This window comes from Streptomyces sp. NPDC006174 (genome assembly GCF_040614075.1).
In the GTDB taxonomy this organism is placed as follows: domain Bacteria; phylum Actinomycetota; class Actinomycetes; order Streptomycetales; family Streptomycetaceae; genus Streptomyces.
This window is the reverse complement of sequence record NZ_JBEXTJ010000006.1, coordinates 282860-295896: the sequence shown is the minus strand read 5'-3', so window position 1 is coordinate 295896 and position 13037 is coordinate 282860. Positions and strand designations below refer to the sequence as shown.

At 71.1% G+C, this 13037-nt stretch carries 10 protein-coding genes; 5 read left to right on the top strand and 5 right to left on the bottom strand.

Features of this window, described 5'->3' with window-relative positions:
- The first annotated feature begins 171 nt into the window (after positions 1-171).
- On the top strand, positions 172-3708 hold the full coding sequence (gene dnaE / locus ABZ267_RS16025) for a DNA polymerase III subunit alpha (RefSeq protein ID WP_356748831.1): 3537 nt from the start codon (positions 172-174) through the stop codon (positions 3706-3708).
- 94 nt (positions 3709-3802) lie between these two features.
- Here dnaE and ABZ267_RS16020 read toward each other — a convergent pair whose 3' ends face one another.
- A complete protein-coding gene (locus tag ABZ267_RS16020) occupies positions 3803-3982 on the bottom strand; it encodes a hypothetical protein (protein WP_356748829.1) in 180 nt (59 codons plus the stop codon).
- A gap of 290 nt (positions 3983-4272) precedes the next feature.
- Here ABZ267_RS16020 and ABZ267_RS16015 point away from each other — a divergent pair, with 290 nt between their 5' ends.
- The 4 genes from ABZ267_RS16015 (at position 4273) to ABZ267_RS16000 (ending at position 8453) form a co-directional block, all read left to right on the top strand.
- Entirely contained in the window at positions 4273-5538 is a 1266-nt protein-coding gene (locus tag ABZ267_RS16015) for an NYN domain-containing protein (protein WP_356748827.1), read from the top strand.
- 130 nt (positions 5539-5668) lie between these two features.
- Positions 5669-6652: an ABC transporter ATP-binding protein gene (locus ABZ267_RS16010; protein WP_084753379.1), complete on the top strand. Its 984-nt coding sequence runs from the start codon at positions 5669-5671 to the stop codon at positions 6650-6652.
- Between the two features lie 115 nt (positions 6653-6767).
- Entirely contained in the window at positions 6768-7613 is an 846-nt protein-coding gene (locus ABZ267_RS16005; RefSeq protein ID WP_356748825.1) for an ABC transporter permease, read from the top strand.
- Between the two features lie 84 nt (positions 7614-7697).
- Positions 7698-8453, top strand: a complete 756-nt coding sequence (locus ABZ267_RS16000) for an ABC transporter permease (protein WP_356748823.1) — start codon at positions 7698-7700, stop codon at positions 8451-8453.
- 268 nt (positions 8454-8721) lie between these two features.
- On the opposite strand, the gene ybaK is transcribed toward ABZ267_RS16000, so the two are convergent.
- From ybaK to ABZ267_RS15980, 4 genes are all read right to left on the bottom strand, one after another.
- Entirely contained in the window at positions 8722-9219 is a 498-nt protein-coding gene (ybaK, locus tag ABZ267_RS15995) for a Cys-tRNA(Pro) deacylase (RefSeq protein ID WP_356748822.1), read from the bottom strand.
- A gap of 17 nt (positions 9220-9236) precedes the next feature.
- The gene (locus ABZ267_RS15990) at positions 9237-10001 is read right to left on the bottom strand and encodes an LON peptidase substrate-binding domain-containing protein (RefSeq protein WP_356748820.1); all 765 of its coding nucleotides are present in this window, start codon (positions 9999-10001) and stop codon (positions 9237-9239) included.
- A 5-nt stretch (positions 10002-10006) separates the two neighbouring features.
- Entirely contained in the window at positions 10007-11047 is a 1041-nt protein-coding gene (locus ABZ267_RS15985; protein WP_356748818.1) for a hypothetical protein, read from the bottom strand.
- A 220-nt stretch (positions 11048-11267) separates the two neighbouring features.
- The gene (locus tag ABZ267_RS15980) at positions 11268-12869 is read right to left on the bottom strand and encodes an oxidoreductase (RefSeq protein WP_356748816.1); all 1602 of its coding nucleotides are present in this window, start codon (positions 12867-12869) and stop codon (positions 11268-11270) included.
- Positions 12870-13037: the final 168 nt, after the last annotated feature.

The following is a 13037-nucleotide window of genomic DNA, read 5'->3' as shown; positions in this document are numbered from 1 at the left end:
GGGTCCGCCCGATGGCGAGCGTGACCGAGTGCATGACAAAACGGACACCCGTCCCGCTCTCTCCAACGCTCGGCGGAAGCCGGGAGTGCCCGTCGCCGGACTCCGTCACGTCGTAGACTTCCACGCTGTCCCCCCGTCCGTCATCGCCCGACTTCCCGGAGGCCCGACGCCGTGACCAAGCCGCCCTTCACGCACCTGCACGTTCACACCCAGTACTCGCTGCTGGACGGTGCGGCGCGGCTCAAGGACATGTTCGAAGCGGCCAACGAGATGGGCATGACGCACATCGCGATGACCGACCACGGCAACCTCCACGGGGCCTACGACTTCTTCCACTCGGCGAAGAAGGCGAACGTCACACCGATCATCGGCATCGAGGCGTACGTCGCTCCGGAGTCGCGCAAACACAAGCGGAAGGTGCAGTGGGGACAGCCGCACCAGAAGCGCGACGATGTGTCCGGATCCGGTGGTTACACCCACAAGACGATCTGGGCGTCGAACAGGACCGGGCTGCACAACCTCTTCCGGCTCTCCTCCGACGCGTACGCCGAAGGCTGGCTCCAGAAGTGGCCCCGGATGGACAAGGAGACCATCTCCCAGTGGTCCGAGGGCCTCATCGCCTCCACCGGCTGCCCCTCCGGCGAGGTGCAGACCCGGCTGCGGCTCGGCCAGTTCGACGAGGCGGTGCAGGCGGCCTCCGACTACAAGGACATCTTCGGCGAGGGCAAGTACTTCCTGGAGCTGATGGACCACGGCATCGAGATCGAGCGCCGGGTCCGTGACGGGCTGCTGGAGATCGGCAAGAAGCTCGACATCCCGCCGCTGGTCACCAACGACTCCCACTACACGTACGCGCACGAGGCCACCGCCCACGACGCCCTGCTCTGCATCCAGACCGGCAAGAACCTCTCCGACCCGGACCGCTTCCGCTTCGACGGCACCGGCTACTACCTCAAGACGACGGACGAGATGTACGCCGTCGACTCCTCCGACGCCTGGCAGCAGGGGTGCGCCAACACCCTTCTGGTCGCCGAGCAGATCGACACCTCCGGCATGTTCGAGGCGAAGAACCTCATGCCGAAGTTCGAGATCCCGGACGGCTTCACGGAGGTCACCTGGTTCCAGGAGGAAGTGCGCAAGGGCATGCAGCGCCGCTTCCCGGCCGGCGTCCCCGACGACCGGCAGAAGCAGGTCGAATACGAGATGGACATCATCATCCAGATGGGGTTCCCGGGATACTTCCTGGTCGTCGCGGACTTCATCATGTGGGCCAAGAACAACGGCATCGCGGTGGGCCCCGGCCGGGGTTCGGCGGCCGGTTCGATCGTGTCGTACGCGATGGGCATCACCGACCTCGACCCGATCGAGCACGGGCTGATCTTCGAGCGGTTCCTCAACCCCGAGCGCGTCTCCATGCCGGATGTCGACATCGACTTCGACGAGCGCCGGCGCGTCGAGGTGATCCGGTACGTGACCGAGAAGTACGGCGCCGACAAGGTCGCCATGATCGGCACGTACGGCAAGATCAAGGCGAAGAACGCCATCAAGGACTCGGCCCGCGTGCTGGGCTACCCGTACGCGATGGGCGACCGCCTCACCAAGGCGATGCCGGCCGACGTCCTCGGCAAAGGCATCGACCTCAACGGCATCACCGACCCCAAGCACCCGCGCTACAGCGAGGCGGGCGAGATCCGGGGGATGTACGAGAGCGAGCCGGACGTCAAGAAGGTCATCGACACCGCGAAGGGTGTCGAGGGCCTGGTCCGGCAGATGGGCGTGCACGCCGCCGGCGTCATCATGTCCAGCGAGCCGATCGTCGATCACGCACCGGTCTGGGTCCGGCACACCGACGGCGTCACCATCACGCAGTGGGACTACCCGCAGTGCGAGTCGCTCGGCCTGCTGAAGATGGACTTCCTCGGCCTGCGCAACCTGACGATCATGGACGACGCCATCAAGATGGTGAAGTCCAACAAGGGCATCGACCTGGAGATGCTCTCGCTGCCGCTGGACGACCCGAAGACGTACGAACTGCTCTGCCGCGGTGACACACTCGGCGTCTTCCAGTTCGACGGCGGGCCGATGCGCTCCCTGCTCCGCCAGATGCAGCCCGACAACTTCGAGGACATCTCCGCCGTCTCGGCCCTCTACCGGCCGGGCCCGATGGGTATGAACTCGCACACGAACTACGCGGAGCGCAAGAACGGCCGCCAGGAGATCACGCCGATCCACCCGGAGCTGGAGGAGCCCCTCAAGGAGGTCCTCGGCCTCACCTACGGCCTGATCGTCTACCAGGAGCAGGTCCAGAAGGCCGCCCAGATCGTCGCCGGCTACTCGCTCGGCGAGGCCGACATCCTGCGCCGCGTGATGGGCAAGAAGAAGCCCGAGGAGCTGGCGAAGAACTTCGTCCTCTTCGAGAAGGGCGCCAAGGAGAAGGGCTTCTCCGACGCGGCGATCAAGGCGCTGTGGGACGTCCTGGTGCCGTTCGCCGGATACGCGTTCAACAAGGCGCACTCCTCGGCGTACGGCCTGGTCACCTACTGGACCGCCTACCTCAAGGCGAACTATCCCGCCGAGTACATGGCCGCCCTGCTGACCTCGGTCAAGGACGACAAGGACAAGTCCGCGGTCTACCTCAACGAGTGCCGCCGCATGCGCATCAAGGTGCTGCCGCCGAACGTCAACGAGTCGCTGTCCAACTTCGCCGCCCAGGGCGACGACGTGATCCTCTTCGGCCTGACCGCCATCCGCAACGTCGGCCAGAACGTCGTGGACTCGATCATCCGGTCCCGCAAGGCGAAGGGGAAGTACAGCTCCTTCCCCGACTTCCTGGACAAGGTCGAGGCGGTCGTCTGCAACAAGCGCACCGTCGAATCGCTGATCAAGGCCGGCGCCTTCGACGAGATGGGCCACACCCGCAAGGGCCTCGTCGCGCACCACGAGCCGATGATCGACAACGTGGTGCAGGTCAAGCGCAAGGAGGCCGAGGGACAGTTCGACCTGTTCGGCGGCGGCGAGGAGGAGAGCGGCGAGCCGGGCTTCGGTCTCGACGTGGAGTTCTCCGACGTCGAGTGGGAGAAGGCCTATCTGCTCGCCCAGGAGCGGGAGATGCTCGGCCTGTACGTCTCCGACCACCCGCTGTTCGGTCTGGAGCACGTGCTGTCCGACAAGGCCGACTCCTCGATCTCGCAGCTCATGGGCGGGGACTACGGCGACGGCGCGATCGTCACCGTCGGCGGCATCATCTCCGGCCTCCAGCGCAAGATGACCAAGCAGGGCAACGCCTGGGCCATCGCCACCGTGGAGGACCTGGCGGGCTCCATCGAGTGCATGTTCTTCCCCGCCACCTACCAGCTGGTCTCCACCCAGCTCGTCGAGGACACCGTCGTCTTCGTCAAGGGACGGCTCGACAAGCGCGAGGACGTACCGCGGCTGGTCGCCATGGAGATGCAGGTCCCGGACATCTCCAACGCCGGCACCAACGCACCGGTCATCCTCACCATCCCGACCGTGAAGATCACCCCGCCCATGGTCACCCGGCTCGGCGAGGTGCTCAGCCACCACCGCGGCGACACCGAGGTACGCATCAAACTCCAGGGCCCCCGCAAGACCACCGTGCTCCGGCTCGACCGGCACCGGGTCAAGGCCGATTCGGCCCTCTTCGGCGATCTGAAGGTGCTGCTCGGCCCGTCCTGCCTGGCCGGCTGAGCTTTTTCAGGACGGCATACGACGAGAGGGGCGTCCCGCACCTGCGGGACGCCCCTCTCGTTTCTCGTCCTGTGACCGCGAGCGGTCGACGCGGTCAGTTGTGACCGAAGCGCCGCTGGTGCTTGCGCGCCACGTCGGACGGGCTGCCCTGGGACTGCGTCTGCGGCTGGGTCTGCGACTCGTACGCCGTCGACTTGGCCTGCTCGGCGCTACGCTCCGACGCGGACGAGCGATCGTGCTGGCTGCCCTGCTTGCGGTTCTTGTTCTTGGCCATGGTGAATGCCTCCTGTGGGGAATCCTGGGGGGCCAGGACCATCGTCAGACTCACATAGCGCCGCAAACCGTGCATGTTGGATCATTACCGTGCGTAGCGGTATCCGCAGTGAGGACCGTTCGGCCTCCCGCCCCAGACCTTTTCCAGCCCTTTCCCTATTCGCCACGCCGATGATCGAGTTCCGGCCGTTAACCCTTGTGCGGTCGGGCAGACTCGAAGAAAACCCTGGGTAAGCGGACCCGGTCATCGAGGGGCGGGCCGCTGAACCGTTCCCGAACTCCTGGAAGAGGGTGGAACGCGTGGACCGTTGCGTCGTCCTGGTGGACGCCGGCTACTTGCTGGGCGCAGCCGCGAGTCTGCTGGCCGGAGAGCCCGCCCGTTCCCGGATCACCGTCGACCACGCGGCCCTCATCCAGGGGCTGCGCGAGCGCGCCGAGGCCGATACGCAGCAGCCGCTGCTGCGGATCTACTGGTTCGACGGCGCCCCTGACCGCGTGCCCCAGCCCGAGCACCGCAGGCTCCGGGTGATGCCCCGGGTGACCGTACGGCTGGGAGCCCTGACCCGCAGCGACGGACGGTGGGCGCAGAAGGGCGTGGACGCCGCCATGCACGCCGAGCTCACCGAGCTGGCCAGGAACCGGGCCTGCTCGGACGTGGTCCTGGTGACCGGCGACGGCGACCTGCTGCCGGGCCTGATGTCCGCCAAGGAGCACGGCGTCGCCGTCCACCTCTGGGCCGTCCAGGCCGCCGACGGCGACTACAACCAGTCCGAGGACCTCGTCGCCGAGGCGGACGAGCGCCGCGTCCTCGACCGGGCCTGGATCACCAAGGCCGTCCGCGCCAAGGACACCGGCGGCAGCTGCCCGCCGCCGCCCGCCCCGCGCCCCGAGATCGCCGCCATCCTCTCCGCGCCGCTGCCGGAGGCCGCGCTCGCAGCCTCCGCCGAGCGGGCCTCCGAAGCGGCCCAGGCCGCCGCCGCCCGCAACGGCCCCGCCGCACCCGCCGAGACCGAACCCTCCGAAACCCCGCCGGTCCCCGGCCACAAGACCGTCCCCACCCCCAAGGACCTCGCCGCACTCCGCGCCCACGCCACCCACCCGGACCGGACGGCCGCCCAGAACGCGACCCCCGCCAACGCGACCCTGCGCTGGTCCTCCGACAAGGGCTGGGTCGAGCGCGGCGGCCCCCTCGGCGAACCGGCCGAGACCGCCTCCCTGCCGACCCTCGCCCAGGTCACCAGCGCCGAACAGCGCTGGGCCGACCGGGAGGAGGACATCACCACCGTCGGCGGCGACCCCTTCGAGGTGGGACAGGTCTTCGCCCGGCGCTGGATGGAACGGCTCCCGGAGACCGTCCACCTGCAGAAGCTCTCCACCATGTACCCGCGCATCCCGCACCGCATCGACGGCGAACTCCTGCGGTACGCGGCCCGCTTCGGGCTCCTCGCGCACAAGGACGACCAGATCGACGAGCACGACCGCTATGCGATCCGGGCCGGTTTCTGGCGCGAGATCGACGTGCGCGCGGCGGCGGAGCACGTGCCCGCCGCGGAGTAGGGCCTATGCCTCGGATCCTGCCGGGTCCCGCGACGCGTGACGGCCCCGGACGCGAACCGGGGCATGTGACCCCGTACCCTCGTACCTCGTGAGTACGGGCACAGCACAGGCGCAGAGCGACACCGGCACCGTGTGCGCGGTGCGTGACCTCGTCAAGACCTATCCCGCCGTCCGGGGCCGCCGCGGCGCGCCCGCCACGCCCGAGGTACGGGCCACCGACGGGATCAGCCTCGACGTCGAGCGCGGCGAGATCTTCGGACTGCTCGGCCCCAACGGCGCCGGCAAGTCCACGCTGGTCCGCCAGCTCACCGGGCTGATGCGGCCCGACTCCGGCTCCGTCGAAGTCCTCGGCCACGACCTCGTACGCCATCCCGAGCGGGCCTCCCGGCTGATCGGCTACCTCGGGCAGGAGTCCACCGCCCTGGACGAGCTGACCGTCTCGCTGGCCGCCGAGACCACCGGACGGCTGCGCGGCCTCCACGTCCGCGAGGCGCGCGCCGAACGCGACGCCGTACTGGAGGAGCTCGGCCTCACCGAGCTGGCCGGGCGGCCCCTGAAGAAGCTCTCCGGCGGACAGCGCAGGCTCGCCTGCTTCGCCGCCACGCTCGTCGGGGACCGGCCGGTGCTGGTCCTGGACGAGCCGACGACCGGCATGGACCCGGTGGCCCGGCGGGCCGTCTGGGCCGCCGTCGACCGCCGCCGGGCCGAGCGCGGCGCCACCGTCCTGCTGGTCACCCACAACGTCATCGAGGCCGAGACCGTCCTCGACCGGGTCGCCGTCCTGGAACGCGGCCGGGTCATCGCCTGCGACACCCCTTCCGGCCTCAAGGAGAAGGTCGCCGGCGAGGTCCGCGTCGAGCTCATGTGGCGCGAGCGCGCCCCGCTGGACGTCCCGGAGGTCGCGGCGCTGCGCCCGTCCGCCCAGGAGTCCGGCCGGCGCTGGGTGCTGCGGCTCGGCCCCGACGAGGCCCGGGCCGCGGTCGCCGCAGTGACGGGCGGCGCGGCCTTCGCCGCGCTCGACGATTTCACCCTGGCCACACCCAGCCTGGAAGATGTGTACCTGGCGCTCGGCGGGGACGCGGCCAATGCGAGCAAGGGGCTGGTGAAGGCGTGAGGATCCGGGGACGCGGGGCGCGGGTGCTGAACGGTGCGCAAGCGCTGTGCGTAATGCGGTATGTGGCGGTGGGCGCGGTGGACGCGCCGGACGGGTGTAAGGGGAGCGGCCTCAGGTGACCAGCATCATTCCGGCCAGGACCGCACCCTCGCGCGTCCGGCCCCTGCCCCGCCCCTCCGGTCCCGGCGCCGCCGCGCGGACCGTGCCCGCACCTCTCGCGCCGCGCGCGCGGCTGCTGCCCTCGCTGGCCGCCGTCTACCGCGCCCAGCTCTCCCGGGCCCGGGTCGCCCGGATCCCGCTGCTCTTCGTGGCGACCTTCCAGTCCGTCGGGATCATGGTCCTGATGCGCGGTGTCGTCGACGGCGGGGCCGAGGCGCGTGCGGTGGTCGCCGGCTCCAGCGTGCTGGTGGTGGCGTTCGTCGCGCTCAACCTGCTCGCGCAGTACTTCGGCCAGCTGCGGGCCGGCGGCGGGCTCGACCACTACGCCACGCTGCCGGTGCCGCCGGCCGCGGTGGTGCTGGGGGCGGCGGCCGCGTACGCCTCGTTCACCGTGCCCGGCACGGTCTTCACGGCGATCACCGGCAGCGTGCTGTTCCAGCTCCCGATGACCCATCTCTGGGTCCTGGTCGCCGTCATCCCGCTCTCCGGCGCCGCACTGGCCGGCCTCGGCGCCGCGCTCGGACTGCTCGCACCGCGTCAGGAGCTGGCCACGCTGCTGGGCCAGCTCGGCATGTCCGCCGCGCTGCTGCTCGGTGTGCTGCCGGCCGACCGGCTGCCGGAGCCGGTGGGGTGGGCGCGTGACCTGTTGCCTTCGACGTACGGGGTGGAGGCGCTGGCCCGCTCCTTCGACGCCTCGCCGGACTGGGGCATGATCGGGCTCTTCCTCGCGGTCTGCGCGGCGGTGGGTGTGCTGTCGCTGGCGGTGGCCACGTGGGCGTATCGGCGGGCGGCGGTGCGGTAGGGGCGGTTCGTACGTCGGTGGCGTGCGGTACGCCGGTGGTGTGCCGTGCGTACGCGTGCGGCAGCCGGTGAGGCGCCGCACAGGGTGGCCTGGCACGATGGCACGGTGACCGCACCTCTGACGCCGCCTCACCAGCCGGACCCCTACGATCCGTGGCAGGCCCCGCCCTCGGGCTCCCACCTCGCGCCCGCGTTCGATTCGCCCGACGACCCGGACACGGCGACGGAGCTCCGCCAGGCCGCCGTGGTCACCGTGCTCGTGGCGCTCGCCGGTGTCGCGCTCGGGCTGCTGTGGCTGTGGCTCGCGCCCCGAGTGCCGCTGGTCTCCGACGGCAGCGCCGTCTTCCTGGAGAACAGTGAGGGCGAGGAGGCGATCGGCGCGGACGGAACGTTTGTCCTGCTGGCGGCCGGATTCGGCGTACTGTCGGCGGCCACCGTCTTCTGGCGGCTGCGGCGGGGCGGGGTCCTCGTGGTGATCGGTCTCGCGCTCGGCGGTGTGCTCGGCTCGCTGGCGGCCTGGCGGGTCGGGGTCTGGCTGGGACCGTCCTCCGACGTGGTGGCCCGGGCGCGGGAGGCCGGCAAGGGTGTCGTCTTCGACGCGCCGCTGGAGCTGCACGCGGTGGCGGCGGCGGTGCTGGTGTGGCCGTTCGTGGCGCTGGCCCTGCATGTCCTGCTGACGGCGGCGTTCGGGGAGCGGGAGCCGGAGCCGGAGTGGGCGGGGCAGGGGTGGGGGTCGTATTACGGGGAGCCGGGGGAGGGGGCGGCTGGGGGTGGACCGACTGGGTCCCCCGGCGGGTCGCCGCCGCCTCCGCCGGTGGGTGGGGGGCCGGGCGCGTCGTAGCGGCGCGGGCGGGGGCGCCTGCGGCGGGCTGTTCCCCTACCCATCCCCAAGCTCTCAACTTCGTTCGAGCAGGGGAGACCCCACTCTTCCCGAAACCGGAGCGCTGCCCCGGGCCCCGTTCGTCCTCAAGCGCCGGACCGGCTGGTTTCGGGGCTCCGCCCCGGACCCCGCTCCTCAAACGCCGGAGGGGCTGGATTCGCCGGGCGGCATGCCCAGCCCGTTTGGCGCTTGAGGCGTGGGGGTTCGGGGGCAGCGCCCCCGGCAGGGCCTAGGGGCGCCCGATCTCCGCAAATACCGCCCCCGTCAGCCCCGCCAAATCCTCCGCCGCCAGCTCCACCTCCAGGCCCCGGCGCCCAGCCGAGACGCAGATCGTGGCGTGCGAGCGGGCCGACGCGTCCAGCACCGTACGCAGGCGTTTGCGCTGGCCCAGCGGGGAGATGCCGCCGCGGACGTAGCCCGTGGTGCGTTCCGCCGCTGCCGGGTCCGCCATCGTGGCGCGTTTGCCGCCCACTGCGGACGCCAGGGCCTTGAGGTCCAGGGAGCCGGCCACCGGGACGACCGCGACCGTCAGTTCGCCGTCGACGTCGGCGACCAGGGTCTTGAAGACCCGGTCGGGGGAGACGGCCATGGCCTCGGCGGCCTCCTCGCCGTAGGAGGGGGCCGCTGGGTCGTGGTCGTAGGCGTGGACCGTGAAGGCGGTGCCTGCCTGGGTCAGGACGACCGTGGCGGGAGTTCCGCCCGACTGCTTCTTCGGCTTCTTCGCCACCGGTGCGGAGTCCTCGGTCAGTTGGGGTGCGTCGGGGCGCGGGTCAGGTCCGGCGCGGGGAGCGACGGAAGGTGGCGGATGACCGCGGTCTCCCGGCGCAGCAGCGTCAGCTCCTCGCGCAGGCGGGTCGCGGTGTCCGGGGCCTGGAGGAGGCGCTGCTTGGTCGGGACGTCCAGGACGGTGGCGGCCGCGACCAGGTAGGAGACGACGGACGGGTCGTCCGGCAGTTCGGAGCCGGTGGCGAGCGAGCGCTCGGTCGCTCCGGCCAGCCGCTTCTGGTAGGCGCGGAACGCCCGCAGCACGCCTTCGGCGAGGGCTCCGGCTTCGTCGGCCTCGTCCTCGGCGGGCGGCTCCTCGGTCACTTCCTCGATCTCGGCGCTCAGATACGGGCCGCTCGCGTCGACCGAGATCAGCCGGACCCGGGTGGTGCCGGTGGCCAGGATCTCGAAGCTGCCGTCCGGGCGCTCGCGGATGGTCGTCGCGTCGGCGACGCAGCCGACCCGGTGGAAGGTCTGGATCGGGTCGGGGCCGAAGCCCTCGGCCGGAGCGCGCTCGGCGGGAGGCGCGGAGGCGACGGGGTCCGGCATGCCGGTGCCCGTCACCGCGGTCTCGCGGCCGTCGCGGATCGCGACCACGACGAAGCGGCGAGGTTCGTCCTCGTCACTCTTCAGCAGCTCCCGCATCATGGCGCGGTAGCGCTCCTCGAAGACGTTGAGCGGCAGCACGAGGCCCGGGAACAGCACCGTGTTGAGCGGGAAAAGGGGGAGACGGGCGGTGGTCACAACGCTCAAGCGTAATGGCCACGCGGACGTCCGCGGTCGGCCCGGCCGCGCAAGGGGGTCACGGAGGCCACCTGGAGCCGTGCGCCGTCCCGTGCGTCGAGGAACCGGCCCAGGGCGTCGTCGGAGACCGAGGACCACGGGAACGACGTCGCGTGCTGTCCGATCAGCGTGAACTGCTCCAGCGCCTCGGCCCAGCGCCCGCGGGCGAGGAGCACGTACGCGAGGAGGTTGCGGACCTCGGCGGGCCACGGGTCGCCGGGCCGGTAGGCGGCCGACAGCCGGATGGCCGCGTCCGCCGCCGCGTCGATCCGCTCCTCCAGTACGGAGGTGGTCCGGCCCACCGCCTGGGCGTCCAGGAGCAGCGCGAAGGCGGCCCGGACCGGCAGGGCCTGCACCAGCGAGTGCGGTACGGCGTCCTCGGCGGCCCGCTCGGCGAAGTCGAAGCACTCGCGGTGCGAGCCGTACCAGGCGGCGGAGAGGTAGCGCAGCGCCGCCACATGGCAGCCGTAGTGGTGCGAGGAGCGCCGTATCGCCTGTTCCCACAGCGACTCGAAGGCGGTGTGGGTGGCGTGGCTGCCGCGCGCGTGGTCCAGCGCGAGCCGCCACGGCACCGGGTCGCGCGGGTCCGCCTCGGCGGCGGCCGTGATCAGCGGGCCGACCTCGTGGAGCCGCTCCGCGCGTGCGGGCGACTCCCAGGCCCGGCGGACCGCGAGCTCCGCCTTGACCAGCAGCGCGTCCGGGTCGCGCGGGGCCGTGGCCAGCCAGTCGGTGAGCCAGCCGTCCCGGTGGCGGGCGAAGGTGACGAGTCTGCCGAGGTAGCGGTCGCGGTTCTCCCAGTCGGCGGCGTCCCGGGTGGTCGCCAGCAGTTTGGCGGCCGGTTCGTGGTCGCCGAGGGCGGCCGCCACCAGCGCCGGGGAGAGCTGCTCGTCGGGGGCGTCGAGCAGCACGGCGTCATCCGCGGGCAGTCCGGCGGACAGCGGAGGGCTGTGCCGGATCATGCGCGCGGTACTGAGCAGAGCGCGAAGGAAGGCCATGGTGCAGACCATTGAAAAGCGCTGGTGAGGGCCGCGCCAGGGGTGCGCTGTGAAGCTTCTGTGCCGAGTGGATGGGTTGTATCGGGCCGGGTCAAGAAAAGGCAAAGGAAATGTCCGGTGGTGGCTTGAACACGACCCTCCGGTCACCTCGTCACTGCCGCCACAGTGGCCCCGCAGATCTCTCGGACCTGCCGGTCCCGGCCACCCCCACCCCGTACGAGCTGCCCTTTGGTCAGCCTCTGCGCAGCAGACGGGAGGCTCCGGCGGCCACCGTCGTGGCCAATATCCATCCCACGAGCACCAGAGCGGCCGCGGCCCACTGCCAGCCGCCCTCCATCCGCCAGTAGCCGTCCTGGCCGAGGTTGACCACGGGGATGAGGAGGTCCAGCGCGTAGAGCGCCGGATTCCACAGCGGCGACTCGTCGTTCTTGATCGTCAACGGGTCGTACTGCGAGAAGGCCGCCGTGCCCGCCGCCCACAGCACCGCCATCCACACCGCCGCCCGACCCGGCCGGTACCCGTACGCCACCGTCCAGTCCTGGAGATACCCCCACGCCTTCGCGGCCGGCGGCAGCGTCTCCCGGCGGCGCCGCTGCTTGGCCAGCAGCACCTCCCGCGCGTCGGAGTCCTCGCCGCTGCCGCGCAGCACCGTCGCGAGGCGCTCGTACGGCTCGGGGACGTACTCCGGCGTCGCCGCCGACACCCACTCCAGCCGCCGCGAGAGCGGGAAGTGGCCGTACGGGACGAGGTTCTCGTAGACGAAACCGCCCATCGCCAGACCGCCGGGCCCCGGCCAGCTGGTGGACAGGTCGATCAGCGTCACCACCTTCGCGCCGTTCAGCACGACCCGGCCCTCCTCCGGCCGCTCCGCGTTGAACCGCAGCTCCGGCGTGACGATCCTGCGCAGCGACAGCTCCTCCTGCCGCGTCATCGAGAACCGCGCCTTGTGCAGGTCCACCGCGTCCCCGAACCGCCCGTCGTCCAGCCGCACCCCGCCATTGCACTCGAAGATCTGCGACCGCGTCCCGCGCGCCGGCGTCGGTGCGTAGACCACGCCGTACGGAGGTGTCGTGCCCTGGTTCCCGGTGTCGACGCTCACCCACGCCTCGGTCATGTACAGCGTGCGCTCCACCGTCAGCTGCGGCGCGTTCAGCGCGCGCCGGTCCTCCGCCGCCCGCAGATGGCTGCCGCGCAGACTCAGCGAACCGCCCACCTTCGCGCCGCGCAGACTCAGCTCACCATGCGTCTCGATCATCTCGGCCTGAAGGTCCTGGGCCACCGACATGCCGTCCCCGACGAAGGCCCGGCCATGCCGGTCGGGCCCGACGCTCAGCTGGTTGATCAGCAGATCCGTGCCGATCTGCGCGTCGGTCAGCCGGATGCCCCGGTCGATCCGGCAGCGCGGCAGATGCAGATCACCCTCCGTGTGCAGCCGGGCCGCCTCCAGCCGCGGCAGCAGACAGCCGACCATCCGCAACGTCGTGAAGTGGCACTCCGGCAGCACCACCTCCTGCTCGAAGCGGCACCCGGTCAGCTCCACGTACGGCGAGACCCGCCCGCCCGCCAGATCCAGCTTCCCGGTGATCCGCACCCCGCGAAGCTTGAGCGCCGCCACCCGGCCCGGCCGCGCCGGCGGCCCGCTCAGCAGCAGCCGCGCCACCGTCCGCGCGCCCACACTCCGCTCCGGCCCCCAGGAGTGCGGGCCGAACGGATCGTTGCGGGCGGAGTCGTACGTACGTAAGTCATAGGTCGTCCCGTTCCGGAAGGACTGCCACATGCCCAGCTCCGCCGCGCTGAGCCCGTCCGGGATATCGCCTTCGTGCGGCTCGGTCACGGCCGCTCCCTCCGTGCACACATGCTGTAGTGCTGTTCTTCCCTCTGTGTGACGGTATGAAAGCTATAGGTCAGCAGTGACAAGGGAGCAGGCCCGAGTTGGCCGAGAGATGTACCGAGACATGTATCAGCCAGTGATACGGGCGACCGGGCGTCCCGAGCGGTCTGC